General features: G+C 34.2%; 21 protein-coding genes and 1 pseudogene. 19 read left to right on the forward strand and 3 right to left on the reverse strand.

The features are described from left to right. Positions 1 to 15: 15 nt before the first annotated feature. From F0460_RS09840 to sucD, 11 genes are all read left to right on the forward strand, one after another. The gene (locus F0460_RS09840; RefSeq protein WP_190304131.1) at positions 16 to 1002 is read left to right on the forward strand and encodes a metal-dependent hydrolase; all 987 of its coding nucleotides are present in this window, start codon (positions 16 to 18) and stop codon (positions 1000 to 1002) included. A gap of 119 nt (positions 1003 to 1121) precedes the next feature. Further along, a complete protein-coding gene (yaaA, locus tag F0460_RS09845; protein ID WP_150012719.1) occupies positions 1122 to 1886 on the forward strand; it encodes a peroxide stress protein YaaA in 765 nt (254 codons plus the stop codon). Positions 1887 to 1950: 64 nt separating this feature from the next. Beyond that, a complete protein-coding gene (gene hutH / locus F0460_RS09850; protein WP_150012721.1) occupies positions 1951 to 3444 on the forward strand; it encodes a histidine ammonia-lyase in 1494 nt (497 codons plus the stop codon). Positions 3445 to 3536: 92 nt separating this feature from the next. Beyond that, positions 3537 to 4772, forward strand: a complete 1236-nt coding sequence (locus F0460_RS09855) for an HD domain-containing protein (protein WP_150012723.1) — start codon at positions 3537 to 3539, stop codon at positions 4770 to 4772. Positions 4773 to 4793: 21 nt separating this feature from the next. Then, entirely contained in the window at positions 4794 to 5819 is a 1026-nt protein-coding gene (lpxD, locus tag F0460_RS09860; protein ID WP_150012725.1) for a UDP-3-O-(3-hydroxymyristoyl)glucosamine N-acyltransferase, read from the forward strand. Positions 5820 to 5832: 13 nt separating this feature from the next. Next, the gene (locus F0460_RS09865) at positions 5833 to 7221 is read left to right on the forward strand and encodes a bifunctional UDP-3-O-[3-hydroxymyristoyl] N-acetylglucosamine deacetylase/3-hydroxyacyl-ACP dehydratase (protein ID WP_150012727.1); all 1389 of its coding nucleotides are present in this window, start codon (positions 5833 to 5835) and stop codon (positions 7219 to 7221) included. Between the two features lie 20 nt (positions 7222 to 7241). Next, the gene (lpxA, locus tag F0460_RS09870) at positions 7242 to 8027 is read left to right on the forward strand and encodes an acyl-ACP--UDP-N-acetylglucosamine O-acyltransferase (RefSeq protein ID WP_150012729.1); all 786 of its coding nucleotides are present in this window, start codon (positions 7242 to 7244) and stop codon (positions 8025 to 8027) included. 26 nt (positions 8028 to 8053) lie between these two features. Further along, entirely contained in the window at positions 8054 to 8620 is a 567-nt protein-coding gene (gene efp, locus F0460_RS09875; protein ID WP_150012731.1) for an elongation factor P, read from the forward strand. A gap of 7 nt (positions 8621 to 8627) precedes the next feature. Next, positions 8628 to 9539 (forward strand): UDP-3-O-(3-hydroxymyristoyl)glucosamine N-acyltransferase, encoded by a 912-nt coding sequence (locus F0460_RS09880; RefSeq protein WP_150012733.1) that lies wholly within the window; start codon positions 8628 to 8630, stop codon positions 9537 to 9539. A gap of 6 nt (positions 9540 to 9545) precedes the next feature. Continuing rightward, the gene (locus tag F0460_RS09885; protein ID WP_150012735.1) at positions 9546 to 9914 is read left to right on the forward strand and encodes a nuclear transport factor 2 family protein; all 369 of its coding nucleotides are present in this window, start codon (positions 9546 to 9548) and stop codon (positions 9912 to 9914) included. Between the two features lie 85 nt (positions 9915 to 9999). Continuing rightward, positions 10000 to 10875: a succinate--CoA ligase subunit alpha gene (gene sucD, locus F0460_RS09890; protein WP_150012737.1), complete on the forward strand. Its 876-nt coding sequence runs from the start codon at positions 10000 to 10002 to the stop codon at positions 10873 to 10875. 89 nt (positions 10876 to 10964) lie between these two features. On the opposite strand, the pseudogene F0460_RS09895 reads toward sucD, so the two are convergent. The 3 genes and pseudogenes from F0460_RS09895 to F0460_RS09905 all read right to left on the reverse strand — a co-directional run bounded on the left by F0460_RS09895 (position 10965) and on the right by F0460_RS09905 (position 13201). Beyond that, positions 10965 to 11436, reverse strand: a pseudogene (locus F0460_RS09895) (OsmC family protein). 329 nt (positions 11437 to 11765) lie between these two features. Next, entirely contained in the window at positions 11766 to 12218 is a 453-nt protein-coding gene (gene coaD / locus F0460_RS09900) for a pantetheine-phosphate adenylyltransferase (RefSeq protein ID WP_150012738.1), read from the reverse strand. Then, positions 12218 to 13201, reverse strand: a complete 984-nt coding sequence (locus F0460_RS09905; RefSeq protein ID WP_150012740.1) for a D-alanine--D-alanine ligase — start codon at positions 13199 to 13201, stop codon at positions 12218 to 12220. The genes coaD and F0460_RS09905 overlap by 1 nt, the downstream gene beginning before the upstream one ends. Before the next feature lie 113 nt (positions 13202 to 13314). On the opposite strand from F0460_RS09905, the gene F0460_RS09910 reads away from it, so the two are divergent. The 8 genes from F0460_RS09910 to F0460_RS09945 are packed head-to-tail and all read left to right on the forward strand — an operon-like array spanning position 13315 to position 21414. Continuing rightward, on the forward strand, positions 13315 to 13938 hold the full coding sequence (locus F0460_RS09910; RefSeq protein ID WP_150012742.1) for a PASTA domain-containing protein: 624 nt from the start codon (positions 13315 to 13317) through the stop codon (positions 13936 to 13938). 3 nt (positions 13939 to 13941) lie between these two features. Continuing rightward, positions 13942 to 14982, forward strand: a complete 1041-nt coding sequence (locus tag F0460_RS09915) for an RluA family pseudouridine synthase (RefSeq protein WP_150012744.1) — start codon at positions 13942 to 13944, stop codon at positions 14980 to 14982. Between the two features lie 2 nt (positions 14983 to 14984). Next, positions 14985 to 15452, forward strand: a complete 468-nt coding sequence (locus tag F0460_RS09920) for a hypothetical protein (protein WP_223810797.1) — start codon at positions 14985 to 14987, stop codon at positions 15450 to 15452. 7 nt (positions 15453 to 15459) lie between these two features. Next, positions 15460 to 15981: an NADPH-dependent FMN reductase gene (locus F0460_RS09925; RefSeq protein WP_150012746.1), complete on the forward strand. Its 522-nt coding sequence runs from the start codon at positions 15460 to 15462 to the stop codon at positions 15979 to 15981. Continuing rightward, positions 15981 to 17276, forward strand: coding sequence for an anthranilate synthase component I family protein (locus tag F0460_RS09930; protein WP_150012747.1), 1296 nt, complete (start codon positions 15981 to 15983; stop codon positions 17274 to 17276). Before F0460_RS09925 ends, F0460_RS09930 begins: the two co-directional genes overlap by 1 nt. Next, positions 17228 to 18583, forward strand: a complete 1356-nt coding sequence (tilS, locus tag F0460_RS09935; RefSeq protein WP_150012749.1) for a tRNA lysidine(34) synthetase TilS — start codon at positions 17228 to 17230, stop codon at positions 18581 to 18583. The genes F0460_RS09930 and tilS overlap by 49 nt, the downstream gene beginning before the upstream one ends. Further along, the gene (locus F0460_RS09940) at positions 18580 to 20556 is read left to right on the forward strand and encodes a protein-disulfide reductase DsbD family protein (RefSeq protein ID WP_150012751.1); all 1977 of its coding nucleotides are present in this window, start codon (positions 18580 to 18582) and stop codon (positions 20554 to 20556) included. The genes tilS and F0460_RS09940 overlap by 4 nt, the downstream gene beginning before the upstream one ends. 9 nt (positions 20557 to 20565) lie before the next feature. Continuing rightward, positions 20566 to 21414, forward strand: a complete 849-nt coding sequence (locus tag F0460_RS09945) for a DUF2911 domain-containing protein (protein WP_150012753.1) — start codon at positions 20566 to 20568, stop codon at positions 21412 to 21414. Positions 21415 to 21448: the final 34 nt, after the last annotated feature.

Raw genomic sequence — 21448 nt, forward strand, 5'->3', positions numbered from 1 at the left:
ATGAGCAGTTTTTTTATGGATTCATTTACCCAGATTGTTTTAGGAGTAAGCGTTGCGCATGTAGCTTTAAATAACAGCGTAAGCACAAAAAAGATATTTTTATTGGGTGCTGTTGTTGCTACTTTGCCCGATTTGGATATTTATATTGCCAAACTTTTTAACGATTCACTTACCGAAATTGAAATTCATCGAGGTTTTTCGCATTCTATTTTATTCTTTTTATTGTTAAGCATATTCATTACTTTTTTTGTTAAACGCTGGTTTAAAGAAGTTTTGGTAAAACAATTATATACAACCATTTTTCTAGTATTACTCACCCATTCGCTGTTAGATGTTTTTACAACCTGGGGCACACAACTTTTTTGGCCGATTAATGATAAAATGGCGTTGAAATCTGTTTTTGTGGTCGATTTGTTTTATACCGTTCCACTTTTAATGGGTATTGTTTTAGGCTTGAAAAATAAACAGAAAATATTCACTTATGCCGGATTGATTTTAAGTTCTATGTATTTGGTTTGGGGATTGGTAATTCAGCAAGTGGTAAAAAGTAGAGTAGAAGATCAGTTTTATGCACAATTTCCTTCAAAAAATATCAAGACGACAGTAAAACCTACATTTTCAAACAGTTTTCTATGGAATGTAATTGTTCAGGATGTTGACGGATTTTACATTTCAGATTATTCTATTTTCGATTCAAAAGAAATGAGTTTTCAATATTTTCCCCAAAACAAAAAGTTAATTGATCATATAAAAGATTCTAACATCAATCGCTTAAAAGAAATATCCGAAAATCAATACATCATTACAGAAAATGAAAACGGATTCGTTTTTAATGATTTACGTTTTGGATTGTTAAAGAATACTGATAGTGATGTGCAGTTTGCTTTTTCGTATCAGTTAATTCCATCGAAAAACGGATACATCGTTAAGGAACTTCCAAAAGACAAACGTGACGGAATGCAACTATTAAAAAACATTTGGTTTAGAATTTTTAATATATAATGAGTCCTTTTTTTTGAATATAGAATTACTGATTTATTTATTAAAAGTTTAATCTGTGTAAATTTGTGAAATCTGTGGTTAAAATCACTAAACTTATAAAAATTTGAAAAAAATATAGAATGAAAATAATTATATCGCCGGCAAAATCGTTAGATTTCGAAACTCAATTGCCTGTAACTACACATACAAAACCAGCTTTTATCAAACAAAGCAAAGAAATAAACAATATTTTAAAAACATTAAAGCCTGCTGATTTAAGTAATTTAATGTCGATTTCTGATAATCTCGCAGATTTAAACTGGCAACGTAACAAAGCAAGAAAATATAAATTGACCGAGCTTAATGATACGGTTCGCCAAGCAGTTTTTGCGTTTAACGGCGATGTTTACACGGGTTTGAATGCTTATACGTTAAACGAAAAAGAAATTGATTATCTGCAAAACAACTTAAATATACTTTCGGGTTTATACGGTTTGCTGAAACCTTTAGATACTATTGAACCTTACCGATTAGAAATGGGCATAAAACTCCCAATTGCAGATAAAAAAGATTTAAACGATTTTTGGAAAGATACTGTTACAACAGCTTTAAACAAAGGTTATAAAAAAGGAGATGTTTTGGTGAATTTAGCTAGCAACGAATATTTTGGTGCAGTTGATAAAAAGTCACTAAAAGCAAAAGTTATTACTCCCGAATTTAAAGATTACAAAGGCGGAAAGCTGAAAATGATTAGTTTTTTTGCTAAAAAAGCCCGTGGTTTAATGGTTCGCTACATGGCAGAAAACAACATTACAAATGTAGAAGATATTAAACAGTTTAATGTAGAAGGTTATGGTTTTGATGCTAATTTATCAACTGATACCAAATGGGTTTTTACGAGATAACTCTTAAAACATTTTGATTTATAGATTAGTTTTAGGAATTTTGGCAAACTAAGAAAAAAAGACCATGTCAGCAACACATTATATCAGTAACAACACGTTGGGCTTAGAAGAGCTTAACACAACTATCGAAGAAAATCATACGTTGGCTTTATCAGAAGAAGCTATTGCAAACATTAATAAATGCCGTGAATATTTAGATAATAAAATGCAGACCGAAACCAATCCTATTTATGGAATCAATACCGGTTTTGGATCATTGTACAACATTAAAATTTCAAACGAAGATCTAACAACTTTACAAGAAAATTTAATGAAATCGCACGCTTGCGGTACAGGTGACGAAGTTCCGCACAGCATTGTAAAAATCATGTTGCTGTTAAAGATAAAGTCGTTGTGTTACGGTAATTCGGGCGTGCAATTGGTTACGGTTGAACGTTTAATTGATTTTTACAACAACGATATATTACCTGTTGTTTATACACAAGGTTCGTTAGGTGCATCGGGCGACTTATCTCCACTGGCACATTTATGTTTGCCTTTAATCGGTGAAGGCGAGGTTTTTATGAACGGAAACCGCATCACTGCTAAACAAATGTTGACCGAAAAAGGATGGGAAACCATTACGTTGAAATCTAAAGAAGGTTTGGCGTTGTTGAACGGTACACAGTTTATGAGTTCGTACGGAGCTTATATTTTGTTGAAAACCTCAAAATTATCACAATTGGCAGATGTTATCGGAGCTGTTTCTTTAGAAGGTTTCGATGGTAGAATTGATCCTTTCAACAATTTAATACACATAGTTCGTCCGCACAAAGGTCAGGTGAATACTGCCGTTCGTATTACTGAAATTTTAGAAGGATCAGAATTAATCAAACAGCCTAAAAAACACGTACAAGATCCATATTCGTTTCGTTGTATTCCGCAGGTTCACGGAGCTTCAAAAGATGCGATTGAATATGTAGAAAAGGTTTTTAAAACCGAAATCAATTCAGTTACCGATAATCCGAATATTTTTGTTGATGAAGATTTAATTGTTTCGGGCGGAAATTTCCACGGACAGCCATTGGCTTTAGCTTTAGATTTCTTGGGAATTGCCTTGGCGGAATTAGGAAGCATTTCAGAACGCAGAACCTATCAGTTAATATCGGGCTTGCGTAATTTACCACCGTTTTTAGTAAACAATCCGGGGTTGAATTCAGGTTTTATGATTCCGCAATACACCGCGGCAAGTATCGTTAGCCAGAACAAGCAATTGGCAACGCCGGCAAGTATCGATAGTATTGTTTCAAGCAACGGACAAGAAGATCATGTAAGTATGGGCGCAAATGCAGCTACAAAAACATTGAAAATCGTTGAAAATTTAGAACGAATTCTTGCAATTGAGTTATTTAATGCAGCACAGGCTTTAGAATTCCGCCGCCCAGGAAAATCGAGCGATTTTATAGAAAACTTTGTAAGCGATTACAGAAAAGTTGTTCCAACGGTAGAAGAAGACCGTATTTTACATTATGATATTCAAAACAGTATTCAGTTTTTAAGCAATTATAAATTCAATTAATTATACAAAATGCACTTTTAGTTATACAAAAGTGCATTTTTCTTTTGTGAAAATAGTTATATTTGCCTGATATTTCAGCAACAAAGATAGTTTTGACATCAGCAAATAAATTAAAAATTTTAAACGATCCTATTTATGGCTTCATAACCATACCTGCAACATTGTTGTACGATTTAATTCAGCATCCGTATTTTCAACGTTTGCGCAGAATTAAACAAATGGGGTTGTCTTCTTTAGTTTATCCGGGTGCCGAACATACGCGATTTCATCACGCTTTAGGCTGTATGCACATGATGCAGAAAGCCGTTCAGGTGTTGCGTTTTAAGAATGTTGAAATATCAAAAGAAGAAGAAGAGGCGCTTTACATTGCCATTTTATTGCACGATATTGGTCATGGACCTTTCTCGCACGCAATGGAACATAGCATTGTAGAAAATATTCATCACGAAGAAATTTCGTTGCTTTTTATGGAAGCTTTGAATGAAGAATTTGAAGGAAAACTTTCATTAGCGATTGAGATTTTTAAAGGAAATTATCCGCGTAAATTTTTGATCCAGCTAATATCCTCACAAATGGATATGGATCGAATGGATTATTTAAAACGCGATAGTTTTTACAGCGGTGTTGCCGAAGGAAACATCAATTCCGAACGATTGGTTCAAATGATCAACGTTCATAACGATGTTTTGGTAGTTGAAGAAAAAGGTATATATTCGGTAGAAAAATTTTTGGTAGCACGCCGTTTAATGTATTGGCAGTGCTATTTGCATAAAACAAGCGTTGGTGCCGAATTGTTATTGTCGAAAATATTAAAACGCGCCAAGCAGTTAACTTTGCAAGGTGTAGATTTACCGGCAAGCAATGCACTAAAGTTTTTCTTGGAGAACAATGTTTTAAAAGCCGATTTTAATAAAGAAGTTTTAAACAATTTTGCCTTGTTGGACGATGCAGATATTTACACCGCATTAAAAAACTGGCAGTTTCATACCGATAAGGTTTTGTCATATTTAAGCAGTGCTATTGTAAACAGAAAATTGTTTCATGTGCAGTTGGTTTCAAAAGACGATTTACCTTCAAAATTAAGTTATTACCAAAGTTTATGTAAAGATGAACTTGAAGTAAATGATGAACTGGATTATTTTGTTTTTGGCGACAAACTGAAAAATCAGGCGTACGATTTAAAGGCAGATCCAATTCGAATTTTTACAAAGAATAAAGAAATTATCGATGTGTTGGAAGCATCAGATCAATACAATTTAAAGGCTTTGTCAGAGCCTGTTTATAAATACTTTATATGCTATCCGAAAAGCATTCATAAAGTTGGTTAAAAATTAATATTTTTGTATTCAATGAAGATTACAGCAGAGCAAATTGCCGAAGTTTTAAATGGAAATATTGTGGGCGATTCTACGGTTGAGGTTTTTAAATTGGCCAAGATCGAAGAAGGCGAAGAAGGTTCTATTACCTTTTTGTCAAACTCAAAATACAACCATTTTTTATATACAACCAAGGCATCAATTGTCATTGTTAATAAAGATTTTCAACCGTTGCACGATGTAAAGGCAACCATGATTCAGGTTGATGATTCGTATCAGGCATTTACAAAAATATTAGAATATGCCAACCAGATCAAATTAATGAAATCGGGCATCGAACAGCCTTCAGTATTATCAGAAGGTGTTGAATATGGTTCAGATTTATATTTGGGAAGTTTCTGTTACATTGGTAAAAACACAAAAATTGGAAATAATGTAAAAATTTACCCTAATTCTTTTGTGGGTGATAACGTAACAATTGGCGATAATACGATACTTTTTGCAGGTGCACGAATTTATTCGGAAACAGTAATCGGCAAAAACTGCGTGATTCATTCAGGGACAATTGTAGGTTCAGACGGATTCGGATTTGCTCCAAACACTGACGGAACTTATGCTAAAATTCCGCAAATTGGAAACGTAATTATTGAAGACGATGTTGAAATAGGTTCATGTACAACCATTGATCGTGCCACATTAGGATCAACAATTATAAGAAAAGGTGTAAAATTAGATAATCAAATTCAAATTGCACATAATGTAGAGGTTGGCGAAAATACGGTAATTGCCTCACAAACCGGTGTTGCAGGTTCTGCCAAAATTGGTAGAAACTGTGTTATTGGCGGGCAGGTTGGTATTGTAGGTCATATTGTAATTGGCGATAATGTGCGTATTCAGGCACAATCAGGTGTTGGTAAAAGTGTGAAAGACGGTGAAATTATTCAAGGTTCGCCGGCAATGACGTATAACGATTTTTCAAAATCGTATGTCTATTTTAGAAAATTGCCAAACATTGTAAAGGAAATCGATCAGTTAAAAAAATCAAATAACGAAATATAAGTTAAAAATAGTTATGGTTAAACAAAAAACCATCGCCCAAGAAGTAACAATTAATGGAGTGGGTTTGCATACGGGTCAACAAGTTGTTATGACTTTAAAACCTGCGCCTGTAAATAATGGTTTTACTTTTGTGCGAGTAGATTTACCAGGAAGTCCTGTTATTGAAGCAGATGCAAATTATGTTGTTTCTACAGAACGTGGAACAAATTTAGAGCATAAAGGTGTTCAATTACATACTACAGAGCATGTTTTGGCTGCTTTTGTAGGTTGTGAGTTAGATAATGTAATTATCGACTTAAATGCTTCAGAACCACCAATTATGGATGGCTCATCTAAATTTTTTGTTCAAGCTGTTGAAGAAGCCGGAATTGTAGAGCAAGATGCAGAACGTAACGAATACATTGTTAAAGAAGTAATCTCTTACGTTGATGAAAGAACTGGCAGCGAAATTATCGTTATGCCTGCAGATGAATATCAGGTTACTACAATGGTAGATTTTGGTACAAAGGTTTTAGGTACACAAAATGCTACGTTAAAAAACATGAGCGATTTTAAAGAAGAAATTTCAGAAGCAAGAACTTTTAGCTTTTTGCACGAAATTGAAACTTTATTGGCACACGGATTAATTAAAGGTGGCGATTTAAATAATGCAATTGTTTATGTTGATAAAGAAATATCAGACGAAACATTACAAAATTTAAAAGTTGCTTTTGGTAAAGATAATATTGCAGTTAAACCAAACGGAATTTTAGATAATTTAACGTTACATTATCCTAACGAAGCTGCCAGACACAAGTTGTTAGATGTTATTGGCGATTTGGCTTTAATTGGTACACGTATTCGCGGAAAAGTTATCGCAAACAAACCGGGGCATTTTGTAAATACACAGTTTGCTAAAAAAATGTCTAAAATCATTAAGGCAGAACGTAGAAATCAGGTTCCTGTTTTCGATTTAAATAAAGAGCCTTTAATGGATATCAACAAAATAATGGCAGTTTTGCCACATAGATTTCCTATGCTTTTGGTTGATCGTATTTTGGAATTGTCTGATTCTCATGTAGTAGGTATGAAAAACGTAACTATGAACGAAGAATTTTTTCAAGGACATTTTCCTGGTGCGCCTGTAATGCCTGGTGTTTTAATAATTGAAGCTATGGCACAAACAGGAGGTATTTTGGCGTTGAGTACAGTTCCAGATCCGGAAAATTATCTGACTTATTTCATGAAAATTGATAACGTACGTTTCAAGCAACAGGTTTTACCTGGCGATACGTTATTCTTTAAACTAGATTTAATAAGTCCGATCCGCAGAGGAATCTGTCATATGCAGGCTGTTGCTTATGCTAATGGTAAAGTAGTTACCGAAGCAGAATTAATGGCACAAATAGTAAAAACAAAGTAGTAAATTAATAACTAATTAGAATGAATCAACCATTAGCATACGTTCATCCAGGAGCAAAAATTGCTAAAAATGTGGTAATTGAACCTTTTACAACTATTCACAACAATGTTGAGATAGGTGAAGGTACTTGGATAGGGTCAAACGTTACCATCATGGAAGGAGCACGAATCGGAAAAAATTGTCGTATTTTTCCCGGTGCAGTTATTTCTGCCGAGCCACAAGATTTAAAGTTCGATGGCGAAGAAACAACTGTAGAGATAGGCGATAATACAACAATTAGAGAGTGTGTTACCATTAACAGAGGTACAAAAGACAGATACCGTACAGCTATTGGTAAAAATTGTTTAATACAGGCTTACAGCCACATTGCACACGATTGTATTGTGGGCGATAACTGTATCTTTTCAAACTCAAGCACATTGGCAGGTCACGTAACCGTGGGCGACTATGTTGTTTTGGCGGGTATGGTTGCTGTGCATCAGTTCTGTACAATTGGGTCGCATTCGTTTATAACGGGCGGTACGCTTGTTCGTAAAGATGTTCCTCCGTACATTAAAGCAGCACGTGAACCAATCTCTTACGTAGGAATTAATTCTGTAGGATTGAGAAGAAGAGGCATCGATTCTGAAAAAATTAAAGAAATACAGAATATTTACCGCGTATTGTATCAAAAGAATTACAATAATTCACAAGCAATTGAGATTTTAGAAACCGAAATGGAAGCAACTCCAGAACGTGACGAAATTATTCAGTTTGTACGTAATTCAACGCGTGGTATCATGAAAGGTTATACCGGAATTTATTAATAAATAAAAAAATAAAAGCATAATTTATGGCAAGTACATCAGACATTAGAAACGGTTTATGTATTAAATTTAATAACGATATTTACAAAATTGTAGAATTCCTGCATGTAAAACCAGGTAAAGGTCCTGCGTTTGTAAGAACAAAAATGAAAAGTGTAACTTCTGGTAAAACGTTAGACAATACTTTTTCTGCAGGTCATAAAATCGATGTAGTTCGTGTAGAAACACATACTTTCCAGTATTTATACCAAGAAGGAAACGATTATCATTTTATGAATAACGAAACATTTGAACAAATTACATTAGAGAAAAATATTTTAGATGCTCCTGAATTATTAAAAGAAGGAACAAACGTAATGGTTCAGATTAATGCAGAAACAGAATCTCCTTTATCTGTAGATATGCCTGCGTCTATCGTTTTAGAAGTAACTTATACAGAGCCTGGTGTAAAAGGTAATACGGCAACAAATGCTACAAAACCTGCTACAGTAGAAACTGGTGCGCAAGTTAACGTACCTTTGTTTATTAACGAAGGCGATAAAATTAAAATTGATACAGCTTCAGGAAGTTATATCGAACGTATAAAAGAGTAATTAATAAATGAGATTTCCTAAAACTTATCATTTAGAAAATATAGCAGAAATAATTGGGTGTTCCTTTGTAGGGGCTCCCGATTTTCCTGTTTTAGGAATGAACGAAATTCATGTGGTGCAAGCCGGTGAAATCGTTTTTGTAGATCACCCGAAATATTACGATAAAGCATTAAATTCAAACGCAACCATCATTTTAATTAATAAAGATGTTGAGTGCCCTGAAGGAAAAGCTTTGTTGATTTCAGATGATCCTTTTCGCGATTTCAATAAACTGTCGGTTTATTTTCGTCCGTTTCAGGCTTCATTAAATGCAATAGCAGAAACAGCTCAAATAGGCGAGGGAACCATCATTCAACCGAATGCATTTGTTGGCAATCATGTAAAAATTGGTAAAAACTGTATCATTCATGCAAATGTTGTGTTGAACGATCATACCGTAATTGGCGATAATGTAGTTATTCACGCAGGAACGGTTTTAGGTGCCGATGCTTTTTATTTTAAGAAGCGAACCGATTTTTTTGATCCGTTGATTTCTTGTGGTTCCGTTGTTATAGAAGACGATGTAACTTTAGGTGCTTTATGTACGATAGATCGTGGTGTGACAGGAGAAACCCGTATTAAAAAAGGAGCAAAAATTGATAACCAGGTGCATATTGGGCACGATACAGTTATTGGCGAAATGTGCTTAATTGCAGCACAATGTGGTATTGCAGGTTGCGTAGTTATAGAAGATAACGTAACTTTATGGGGACAAGTTGGTACAACCAGCGGAATTACTATTGAAGCAGGTGCGGTGGTATCTGCAAAATCAGGTGTTTCAAAAAGCTTAAAAGGCAATAAGGTTTATTTTGGTACACCTGCAGAAGAAGCTCGCGAATATTACAAGCACGTTGCAAAAGTTAAAAATTTAGTAAAGTAGGTAACAATGGAAAGTGCATTAGAAATAGTCAGAAATTTTTACGAATCGGCAGGTATCTTAAACAAAACCTATTGTTTAGAGGTTTTTCATGAAGATATTCAGTTGGAATGGTACAGTTCTAAAGGACATTTGTTTTTAGAGCATACCGATCTTTTGGCACTTTCTAAAGACTTAAAGCATTCTTATTTTGATCTTCGCGCACAAATTCACGATATAATGAGTGACGGCGATAAAGTAATGATTCGTTACACTTACTACGTTAGGACATTTGAAAATACTGAAGAAGAACTGATTCTTGCTACCTTTTTTACCGTTTGGGAAGTTAAAGACGGCAAGCTTTTTAAAGGTGTTCAAATGAGCCAACTATCAAATTAATAAAAATTTAAAGTAAAAAATTTTAATATTATTCATTAACCCTTATTTTTGTAAAATAATTCAAAAAACGATAATTATAAAAATCATGAGTGTATTAGTAAACAAAGATTCTAAGATAATAGTTCAAGGATTTACAGGAAGCGAAGGAACGTTCCACGCCTCTCAAATGATTGAATACGGTACAAACGTTGTAGGTGGTGTTACTCCTGGTAAAGGCGGAACTATGCATTTAGATCGTCCTGTGTTTAATACAGTAAAAGATGCTGTTGAAAAAGCAGGTGCAGATACATCTATTATTTTCGTACCGCCGGCATTCGCTGCCGATGCGATTATGGAAGCTGCAGAAGCAGGTATTAAAGTAATTATCTGTATTACAGAAGGTATTCCTGTGGCAGAAATGGTTACTGCATACAACTATGTAAAAAACAAAGGAAATTGTCGTTTGGTTGGTCCTAACTGTCCGGGTGTAATTACTCCGGGTGAAGCTAAAGTTGGTATTATGCCAGGTTTCGTGTTCAAAAAAGGAACAGTAGGTATCGTTTCTAAATCAGGAACTTTAACGTACGAAGCTGCAGACCAAGTTGTAAAACAAGGTTTAGGTATTACAACAGCTATTGGTATTGGTGGAGATCCAATTATTGGAACAACAACTAAAGAAGCGGTTGAATTATTAATGAACGATCCAGAAACAGAAGCAATCATTATGATTGGTGAAATTGGCGGACAATTAGAAGCTGATGCTGCACGTTGGATTAAAGAAAACGGAAACAAAAAACCGGTTATCGGATTCATCGCAGGTGAAACAGCTCCTAAAGGTCGTACAATGGGTCACGCAGGTGCAATCGTTGGTGGTGCTGATGATACAGCAGAAGCAAAAAAACGCATCATGGCAGAATGTGGTATCCACGTTGTTGATTCTCCGGCAGAAATCGGTAAAAAAGTAAAAGAAGTTTTAGGATAATTTCTTTTCTATATAACAAAAAAGCGATGATTTATAGTCATCACTTTTTTGTTTAATATTAACTTATATTGTTATAAAGTAGTTTTACATTAAATGTCTTTTATACTTACTATAGGCAGATGTTTAATAGGGAAATTTACAGAATTTGCAATAAAACAATATTCATTTGCCTTTTTATGTAATTCAATTGCTTTTTTAACCATTTCTTTGCTTCTAACTATTATATTAGGATGCAAAGTAACTTCTTTAAAATAGCCTTTTCCAGTAGCATCTTCTAACATTATCCCTTCTGCAATATGTATATTCATCAACAATCACATTGTTCACCGAGCAAAAGTGTAAATACCATAGCATATGACAAGAAGAGATAGATGATACAAGCAGATCTTCTGGATTATGTCTGCTTTTTTTCCCTCTAAAAGCTGGATCCGATGAACCTTGTATTATAGCTTTGTTCTCAATAATTACATTATGATTTCTCTCGTAACTTTTATAACTATCAGTTCCCGAACCATTATTTCCAGTCCATTCAATTTTTGATTGATATTTATGTTCTTTCATTTTAATAGGTTTTTAAAGAACTCTGACCAACAACTAAAGCTACTGGCTTATTACTGATTTCTCCTTTTTATTTCAGTGTTTAGCTTACCTATATGAACAATCATCGGTAAAAAGAATACCGGTAGCATAAAAGCGGGAATTGCTGATGCAAACGGAATATCTCCAAAACCATTTGTTGTAAAAATATAAATTAAAATACCAATAGCTACAATTGCAACAATTCCTAAACCAATTGATGGCCTTTAAGTAAATCTCTTCTTTTAATAAGTTGAGCAGTTGATAAATGTTCGAAAATATCTTTTTTCATATATAGATTTCTTTTAAACGAATTATTTCTTAACCGCCTTTGGAACCAACAAACTGTAATCACCGTTATTACGAATAAAATCACGTACAATACTAGAACTTATAAACGAGGTGTCTACAGCAGTTAGTAAGAAAACCGTTTCAATACCCGAAACTAATCTATTGGCGTGTGCAATGGCTTTTTCAAACTCAAAATCGGCAGGATTGCGTAAACCGCGCAATAAAAAATCGGCATTTTGTTCTTTACAGTAATCAATCGTCAATCCTTGGTAAAGATCCACTTTAACTTTAGGTTCGTTGGCAAAAGTTTCTTCAATAAAACGTTTACGTTCCTCTAAACTAAACATGTATTTTTTTTCGGCATTTGTACCAATGGCAATAATAATTTCATCGAACAAAGGCAAAGCTCGGGTAATAACATCTACGTGTCCGTTGGTTATAGGATCAAACGAACCTGGAAAAACAGCTTTTTTCATTAAAAATGCGTTCTGGTTAAAGCTAATTCAATAGCGTTGTCAAACAATTCGTTTAACGAGATTCCTGCTTCGCGTGCCTGTTGTGGTAAAATACTTTCGGTAGTTAAACCGGGTACGGTATTCATCTCTAATAAAAAAGGTTCACCACTTACCAAAATAAATTCAGATCGAGAAAAACCATCCATTTTTAAAATCGTATAGATACGTTTTGCAGCATCTTCTACTTTAGCTTTTTCATCTTCGGATATTCTTGCAGGAGTAATCTCGCTCGATTTTCCTTCATATTTCGCTTCGTAATCAAAAAAGTCGTTTTCAGAAACAATTTCAGTTATTGGCAATACCATTGTTTGGTCTTTGTATTTAATCACACCAACCGAAACTTCTGTTCCTTTTAAATAACTTTCAATAATAATTTCATCGTCTTCTATATATGCTTTGTCAATCGCAGGCAATAATTGTTCGCTATCTTTTACCATCGAAATTCCAAAACTCGATCCCGATTTGTTCGGTTTAACAAAACAAGGCAGTCCAACACGCTGAATAATCTGATTTTCATCAATAACATCGCCTTTGTTCAAGTAGTACGAAATTGCCGTTTTAATTCCGTAAGGTTTCAACACAGAGAGCATATCGCGCTTGTTAAACGTAAGTGCCGACTGATAGTAATTACAAGACGTTTGCGGAATATTCAACAGTTTTAAATAGGCCTGTATTAATCCGTCTTCACCCGGTGTTCCGTGAATGGCGTTAAAAACAACATCGAATGTAATTTTTTCGTTGTTTACCGTTACCGAAAAATCGTTTTTATCAACAACAAAGCGGTTATTTTGTTCATCAACATAAAACCAGCCTTCTGTTAAAATGTGTATTTTGTATAAATTATATTTAGTGCTATCTAAATGATTATAAACAACTTCGCCGCTTTTTAAGGATATTTTATATTCGCTAGAATATCCTCCCATAATAATTGCTACGTTTTTCATTTAATAATGTATTTTTATATTTTATTTTTGTAAGATGTATTTACCTTACTTTAAAACAAATTTATAAAAATACACGTAACATAATTGATAACTTTGCTAAAATAAATAACTCTATGGGTTTTACATCATTTATAAAAAGTAGGCAGTTTTTTTTCTCGTTAATAGCAGCAGTGGTAATCATTGCCGCACTTATTTTTGGAAGCTTACAGTTTTTAAATATTTATACACGTCACGGCAACGAAATTCCTGTACCCGATTTGACTAAAATGAAGGTTGAAAAAGCTATGAACGCCGTTGCAGACAATGGTTTTGAAATTATTATTATTGATACAATTGATTACAACCCAAAGTATCCGCCGTTAACAATTTCAGAACAAGATCCTAAAGCGAACGATGCCGTAAAACAAGGTCGTAAAATTTATGTAAAGATTAATGCCAAAGGATATTCGTCTGTACGTTTACCTAATTTAGATGGTAGAACGTTGCGCCACTCAACCGCTATTTTAGAATCGTTAGGTTTGGTGAAAGGACAAATTAAATACGAACCCGATTTTGCTAAAGATGTAGTTTTGCGTATTGAACAAGATGGCAGAATTTTACGCATGGGCGATAAAGTACTTAAAAATTCAAAAATCGATTTAATATTGGGCGATGGTATGTTAGGATACAAACCAGAAACCGATACTTTAGGTGAAATGTATGAAGATATAGCACCGGCAATCGATTCAATTTTTTAATGAATGATAGAAGATAACACAATTTTAGAAGACGAATTATACGAACATCACCGTTTTGAAGCCGGTAAAGGTCAGGCGCCCTTGCGTGTTGATAAATTCTTGATGAATCTGGTTGAAAATGCAACTCGAAACAAAATTCAGAAAGCAGCTGATAACGGAAATATTTTTGTGAATGATGTTCCTGTAAAATCAAATCATAAAGTAAAAGCAAACGATGTGGTGCGTGTTTTAATGGAACAGCCTCCGTTTGAAAACATTATTGTTCCAGAAAACATTCCGCTGGATATTGTTTATGAAGACGATGATTTACTTGTAATTAATAAACCTGCAGGTTTGGTGGTACATCCGGGTCATGGAAATTACACCGGAACTTTGGTAAATGCATTGGCGTATCATTTCGAAAATTTGCCATTAAACAGTTCAGAGCGTCCTGGTTTGGTGCATAGAATTGATAAGGATACTACGGGATTACTTGTTATTGCCAAAACCGATTGGACAATGAGCGAACTGCAAAAACAGTTTGCTGCAAAAACAACCGAGCGTGAATATGTTGCCTTGGTTTGGGGAAATGTTTTAGAAGATGAGGGAACTATAGAAAGTTATATTGGTCGCCATAAGGTTGATCGTATGCAGATGGCTTCGTTTCCCGATGATTCAACCGGAGCAAAACATGCAGTTACACACTATAAAGTGATTGAACGTTTAGGATACATTACAATGGTTTCGTGCAGATTAGAAACCGGCAGAACACACCAGATTCGCGTGCACATGAAAGCAATCGGGCATACCTTGTTTAATGATGAACGTTATGGCGGAAACCGAATTTTAAAAGGAACCACTTTTACAAAATATAAGCAGTTTGTAGATAACACTTTTAAAGTATTGCCACGACAGGCACTGCATGCTAAAACACTTGGTTTTATGCATCCGATTAAAAAAGAATTCATGCGTTTTGAAACCGATTTACCAACAGATATGGTTCAGTGTATCGAACGTTGGCGAAACTATTCAAACAACCATGAAATTATTGAAGAAGAAGATTAATTATGACCATAATTAAATTAAGAGGAGTAAAAAATTTAGAAAGCGATATCAGATTAAGTCAGCTTTACAGTCAGTTTGATATTCTTTTAACTGAATTAAGAAAAAAAGAATTACCTGATTCAATTATTCAAACAATCAATAACGAGGTTGAAGAAATTAATACTTCTGATTCTTTAACGACTAACGATTTAAGAAAAGTAATAAAGAAAAAGCAAACCGCAATTTTAAGGTTAATAGAGAAAGACTTAAAGTTGGTTCCTAAAAATTATTACAGAACGCTTTGGTTGGCACTCGGTATGACTGTTTTTGGCATGCCATTAGGTGTTCTTGCAGGTGTTCTTTTAGGGCAACCAGGTTTGTTTGCTATAGGTTTACCTATTGGCGTTGCAATTGGCGTAACCGTTGGAACATTAATGGATAAAACTGCCGCTAAAGAAAACAGACAACTAAATTTAGAAATTAAATACTAAAACATTTATGCTTGCATTTGTAGGAAGCAACTCGTCAAAATCCATCAACGAACAGTTAACAAAATCGGTTTTAAAAGAACTGAATGTAACACACACTTTTATTGATCTTAAAACATTAGATATTCCTTTATTTAGTGAAGATTTAGAGCGCGAAATTAAATCACCTAAAGGCATTGTTTCTTTAAAAGATCAAATCGAAGCTTTCGAACATATTTTCATAACCACAAACGAGCACAACGGCAATTTATCGGCATTTTTCAAAAATATAATAGATTGGTTGTCACGTGCAGATAAAAGTTTTTTGCAAGGAAAAAAGGTTTTTATTTTAAGTACATCAAACGGAAAACGTGGTGGTTTGGGTGCGAACGAAAGTTTACAGAAAATGATCGAACGTTTTGGTTGCGAAGTTTACGAAAGTTATGCTTTTTCATCTTTTTCAGAAAATTTCAACAAAGAAACACAGCAAATTACAAATAAAGATTTCTTACAAGAAATCGATAATAAACTAAATAGAATTTTAAAAAGTTAATGCAACGGTTTTCAAAAACGTATCAAATACAAAATATTCCCGGTTTTAAAAGGCAGATGCTTCAGTGGGCGCAACAGTTTCGCGAAGTTGTTTTTTTAGAATCGAACAATTACAAAGCCAAATACAGCACACACCAAGCTGTTTTGGCTTTTGATGCTTTTACGCTGCTGCAAACCGATTATTTTAATGCGTTCGATAAATTAAAAGAATATCAAAGCAATACCAACGATTGGCTTTTTGGTTATTTAACATACGATTTAAAGAACGATGTGGAACGATTAGAATCAAATAATTCTGACGGATTGAACTTTCCCGATTTGCTGTTTTTTCAGCCAAAGAAAATCATTTTTTTCGAAGATGATTTGGTTCGATTTGAATATCTGGGAATGTGCGATGATGAAATGGATGATGATTTTCAGCAGATTATTTCGATTGAAATAGAAGGGTCTCATCAGCATAAAAAAATAAAGGTAGAAAGTAAATTAACGTTTAACGAATACGAAGCTGGATTTCAAAAAGTAATCAGTCATATTCAACGCGGCGATATTTACGAAGCCAATTATTGCATGGAATTTTTTGCAGAAGACGTGCAGTTAAATTCCAATGAATTGTTTTGGAAATTAAACGAGATCTCCGAACCGCCGTTTGCGTGTTTTGCTAAATTCAACAAACATTTTGTAATGAGCGCGTCACCGGAACGATATATTAAAAAAGACGGTTTAAAAATGATTTCGCAACCCATTAAAGGAACGGCAAAACGCGGAGCTACGACTGAAGAAGATACACTTTTAAAACAAAATTTGGCAGAAAATAAAAAGGAACAGTCAGAAAACGTGATGATTGTCGATTTGGTTCGGAACGATTTATCAAAAACAGCAACAAAAGCATCGGTTCAAGTCGAAGAATTATTTGGGATTTATACATTTAAACAGGTTCATCAAATGATTTCTACAGTTGTCTCCGAAGTTTCAGCAGATCAAAATCCGGTACATATAATCAAATCTACCTACCCAATGGGAAGTATGACAGGCGCGCCAAAATTATCAGCAATGAAAATTATCGAAGAGGTCGAAAAAACAAAACGCGGTCTGTACAGCGGTGCCATTGGTTATTTTTCGCCTGATAACGATTTCGATTTTAACGTGGTTATCCGCAGTATTTTATATAATCAAGAAAGTAAATATGCATCATTCAGTGTAGGTAGTGCTATTACGATCAACGCAAATGCTACCGATGAATACAATGAATGTTTGTTGAAAGCACAAGCAATGCAAAAAGTTTTACAGCAATGTTAGATCAGTTCAAAGAACATATCGCCCAAAAATTTCCCGAATCAGCAAGCGGAAAAACCTTGCTTGCAGTAAGTGGAGGAGTGGACAGTATGGTGTTGTTGCATTTGTACCATGCTTTAAAATTAGATTTTGCTGTTGCTCATTGTAATTTTCAGTTGCGTGGTACAGAAAGTAATTTAGACGAAAAATTGGTTATTGATTTTTGCAAAAAGTATAATATTCCGTGTTTTGTAGAACGATTTGATACGATGCAGATTCTTGAAAGCAGAAAAGTTTCCATTCAAATTGCAGCACGCGAATTACGATACAACTGGTTTAAACAGATTTGTATCGATTACGATTATCAGTTTATTGCAACGGCTCATCATTTAGACGATCAGACAGAAACATTTTTGATCAATTTTACGCGCGGAACCGGAATTGACGGTTTGGTTGGAATTCCTGAAAAAAACGAGAATATTATTCGACCAATGTTGAATTTTTCTCGAGAGGAAATTCTGCATTATGCTACTGAAAATGGAGTAGAGTGGAGAGAAGATCAATCGAATGCCACAACAAAATATCTGCGGAATAAAATGCGCCATTTAGTGCTTCCGGTTTTAAAAGAAGAAAATACAGAGTTTTTAAAATCGTTTCAAAATACACTTCATCATTTAAAACAAACACAACTTTTAGCAAACGATGCAGTTGCTTTTTTCGAGAAAGAGTGTGTGCAGATGATCGAAAATCAATTAGAATTTGATTTAGATAAAGCACAGGATTTCAGCAACAAAAAACACTATTTATTACAGGTTTTAAAGAGATATGGTTTCAGTTCAGCAGATGAAATTGAAAAGATATGTTTGTCTGAAGCCGGTAAAGTGTTAAAAAATGATCAATTTACGATTTTGAAAGACCGAAAAAAACTAATCGTTTTTGAAGAAAAATCTATATCAAACATTATATTTTGCATTAAAAGCAAAGATGATGTTTTAAGCCTGCCTTTTTTTATGAATATATCAGAAGTAGAAAAGGAAGGATTTAACTCGGATAAATGTACTATTTTCGTAAATTCGAATCTTTTAAAATGGCCTTTGATTTTAAGACGTAAGCAAACGGGTGATTATTTTCAGCCTTTTGGAATGAATGGAATAAAAAAAGTGTCAAAGTTTTTTAAAGACGAAAAACTATCTAAAATTCAAAAAGATAACACTTGGATTTTGGAAAATGGAGATGGAAAAATAATTTGGATTGTTGGTTTACGTGCCGATGATCGATTTAAAATAACAAGTAACAATCAACAAAACTATAAAATAACTTTAAACCAATGAGAAATTTACTCACAGCGCTGGTTTTATTCGTAACCAGTTTGGGGTTTTCACAGGTGCAAGATCCTGTAAAATGGAAATCGAGTATCGAAAAAATTTCAGATACAGAGTATCAACTTAAATTTGATGCTACAATTGAAGGCGAATGGCACATGTATTCGCAGTTTACGCCAGAAGGCGGACCACTTCCTCTAGAATTTCTTTATAACAACGCCCAAGGAAATTACGAACCGCAAGGCAAAGCAAAAGAGAGTGAATACACTAAAAAATTCAATGATATTTTTGGTGTAGATGAATATTACTTTGCAAAAGAAGCGCATTTTACACACAACATAAAAATTACAAACCCTGAGGTTAAAAATATTCAGATAGAACTTTCATATCAGGCTTGTATTGAAATGTGTATTCAGCAAAACAAGTATTTTGTGTTTGATTTAGCTACAGTTACATCAAAGGAAGTTCAAAACTTTGAAGATCTTGCAGCAACATCAACAAATAATGATACAACTAAAACCAAACCGGTAACAGAAAATCCATCGACAGATAAATCAGAAAAGAAAGGTTTATGGTCGATTTTTATCATTGCATTTTTCTCGGGTTTCGCAGCATTGTTAACTCCGTGTGTATTTCCAATGATTCCAATGACAGTAAGTTTTTTTACTAAACAGAGTAAGTCACGTGCTAAAGGAATTAAAAATGCGGTTATTTACGGTTTATCGATCATTATTATTTATGTGTTGTTAGGACTGATTGTAACCAAGGTTTTTGGTGCAGATGCATTAAATGCTTTGTCAACAAACGTTTGGTTTAACGTGGTTTTCTTTACATTATTAGTGGTTTTTGCATCATCTTTTTTAGGAGCGTTTGAAATTATGCTTCCAAATTCGTGGGCAAATAAAGTTGACAAGCAGGCTGATAGAGGAGGTATGATCGGTATCTTTTTCATGGCATTGGCATTGGCAATTGTTTCATTTTCATGTACAGGACCAATTGTTGGAACTTTGTTGGTAGAAGCAGCTTCTAAAGGAGGAACAGCTCCGTTAATTGGTATGTTTGGTTTTTCATTGGCATTAGCATTACCTTTCATGTTGTTTGCTATGTTTCCAGGTTGGTTAAATTCTATGCCACGTTCTGGTGGATGGATGAACACTGTAAAGGTTTCGTTAGGATTTTTAGAACTAGCATTGGCTTTCAAATTTTTATCGAATGCTGATTTGGTTTTGCAAGCACATTGGATGGAACGTGAAGTATTCTTGGCAATATGGATCGCAATTTTTGCAGCTTGGGCAATTTATTTGTTCGGAAAAATTCAATTACCGCACGATTCTAAATTAGATAAAATATCGGTAGGTAGATTATTTATGGCATTGCTGGTATCAACTTTCACAATTTATTTAGTTCCCGGATTATGGGGAGCGCCGTTAAAATTGATTTCAGGTTTTCCACCACCAATGACGTATTCAGAAAGTCCGTATGGTGTAGGAAATTCTAAAGGAGGGACATCTTCTTTAAGTGAAATTCCAGATGGTGCAAAAGAAGGTCCGCAGGGAATCATCACTTTTACAGATTACGATAAAGGTATGGCGTATGCAAAAGAGATCAATAAACCGGTTTTACTAGATTTTACAGGACACGCGTGTGTTAACTGTCGTAAGATGGAAGAAAACGTTTGGTCTGAAACCAATGTGTTAAATATTTTAAACAACGACGTAGTTTTAATATCTTTATACGTTGATGAGAAGAAAGAATTGCCGGAAGCAGAGCAATATGTTTCTAAAACAACAGGTAAAAAAATAAAAACGGTAGGTAATAAGTGGAGTGATTTTCAGATAGAAAAGTATCAGGCAAATGCACAACCTTATTATATTGTTTTAGATAATGAAGGAAATTCGTTAAACACGCCGGTTGGTTATACGCCGGAAGTTTCGGAATACGAAAATTGGTTAAAAGAAGGAGTAACAAATTATTCAAAATAAATTTAAAAAATGAGAAAATTACTAATAGCAGCAACGTTATTTGTGGCAACACAGGTAAATGCACAAATTAAAACGCCACAGGCAAGTTTAAAATCAGAAATCGATCAGGCAGTTGGTTTAACAAATGTAAGTGTTGATTATTTCCGTCCGGCTAAAAAAGGTCGTTTGGTTTTTGGAGATTTAGTGCCTTACGGAAAAATGTGGAGAACAGGTGCAAACCAGAATACTGTTATTGAAATTGATACAGATATCGAGATAAACGGTAAAAATTTACCGGCTGGTAAATATGCATTATACACATTGCCAAAAGCAGAATCTTGGGATGTAATTATCTACAAAACTACCGATAACTGGGGATTACCTCAAAAATGGAACGATAGTGATGTAGTTATGAAAACAGCTGTAAAACCACAAACATTAAATAAAGATGTAGAGTATTTTACAATTGATGTTACGCCACAAAGCAATGAGCAGGGAACAATTGACATTTCATGGGAAAAAACAATAGTTCACGTTCCGTTTAAAGTACCAACGCACAAAATAGCAATGGAAAGCATTAATTCAAGCATTAACGAAAATTCTAAAGCATCGGATTATTACGCGGCAGGTGTTTATCTATTTACATCGAATACCGACGTTAAAAAGGCTTTAGATTTTGTAAACAAATCAATTGCAATGCAAAACGGCGAGGCTCCTTTTTACATGTTGCGTCAAAAATCAATAATTCAGGCAGCAAACGGTGATAAAAAAGGTGCTGTAGAAACAGCTAAAAAATCGTTAGAAGCTTCAGAAAAAGCAGGAAACGAAGATTACGTAAAAATGAACAGAAACTCAATTTTAGAATGGAGTAGATCATAAAGAAGAAGAGAAGCAGAAATGCTTCTTTTTTTAT

Source organism: Paenimyroides baculatum (assembly GCF_008629655.1).
GTDB classification, from domain to species: domain Bacteria; phylum Bacteroidota; class Bacteroidia; order Flavobacteriales; family Flavobacteriaceae; genus Flavobacterium; species Flavobacterium baculatum.

Excerpts from the sequence above, each read along its gene's own strand:
- F0460_RS09940 (WP_150012751.1), top strand. The coding sequence starts at position 18,580 with ATGAGAAATTTACTCACAGCGCTGGTTTTATTCGTAACCAGTTTGGGG.
- tilS (WP_150012749.1), top strand. The coding sequence starts at position 17,228 with ATGTTTGTTGAAAGCACAAGCAATGCAAAAAGTTTTACAGCAATGTTA.
- sucD (WP_150012737.1), top strand. The coding sequence starts at position 10,000 with ATGAGTGTATTAGTAAACAAAGATTCTAAGATAATAGTTCAAGGATTT.
- F0460_RS09925 (WP_150012746.1), top strand. The coding sequence starts at position 15,460 with ATGCTTGCATTTGTAGGAAGCAACTCGTCAAAATCCATCAACGAACAG.
- F0460_RS09930 (WP_150012747.1), top strand. The coding sequence starts at position 15,981 with ATGCAACGGTTTTCAAAAACGTATCAAATACAAAATATTCCCGGTTTT.
- lpxD (WP_150012725.1), top strand. The coding sequence starts at position 4,794 with ATGAAGATTACAGCAGAGCAAATTGCCGAAGTTTTAAATGGAAATATT.
- F0460_RS09910 (WP_150012742.1), top strand. The coding sequence starts at position 13,315 with ATGGGTTTTACATCATTTATAAAAAGTAGGCAGTTTTTTTTCTCGTTA.
- yaaA (WP_150012719.1), top strand. The coding sequence starts at position 1,122 with ATGAAAATAATTATATCGCCGGCAAAATCGTTAGATTTCGAAACTCAA.
- F0460_RS09920 (WP_223810797.1), top strand. The coding sequence starts at position 14,985 with ATGACCATAATTAAATTAAGAGGAGTAAAAAATTTAGAAAGCGATATC.
- F0460_RS09865 (WP_150012727.1), top strand. The coding sequence starts at position 5,833 with ATGGTTAAACAAAAAACCATCGCCCAAGAAGTAACAATTAATGGAGTG.
- F0460_RS09885 (WP_150012735.1), top strand. The coding sequence starts at position 9,546 with ATGGAAAGTGCATTAGAAATAGTCAGAAATTTTTACGAATCGGCAGGT.
- F0460_RS09905 (WP_150012740.1), bottom strand. The coding sequence starts at position 13,201 with ATGAAAAACGTAGCAATTATTATGGGAGGATATTCTAGCGAATATAAA.
- F0460_RS09840 (WP_190304131.1), top strand. The coding sequence starts at position 16 with ATGGATTCATTTACCCAGATTGTTTTAGGAGTAAGCGTTGCGCATGTA.
- coaD (WP_150012738.1), bottom strand. The coding sequence starts at position 12,218 with ATGAAAAAAGCTGTTTTTCCAGGTTCGTTTGATCCTATAACCAACGGA.
- lpxA (WP_150012729.1), top strand. The coding sequence starts at position 7,242 with ATGAATCAACCATTAGCATACGTTCATCCAGGAGCAAAAATTGCTAAA.
- hutH (WP_150012721.1), top strand. The coding sequence starts at position 1,951 with ATGTCAGCAACACATTATATCAGTAACAACACGTTGGGCTTAGAAGAG.
- efp (WP_150012731.1), top strand. The coding sequence starts at position 8,054 with ATGGCAAGTACATCAGACATTAGAAACGGTTTATGTATTAAATTTAAT.
- F0460_RS09880 (WP_150012733.1), top strand. The coding sequence starts at position 8,628 with ATGAGATTTCCTAAAACTTATCATTTAGAAAATATAGCAGAAATAATT.
- F0460_RS09915 (WP_150012744.1), top strand. The coding sequence starts at position 13,942 with ATGATAGAAGATAACACAATTTTAGAAGACGAATTATACGAACATCAC.
- F0460_RS09945 (WP_150012753.1), top strand. The coding sequence starts at position 20,566 with ATGAGAAAATTACTAATAGCAGCAACGTTATTTGTGGCAACACAGGTA.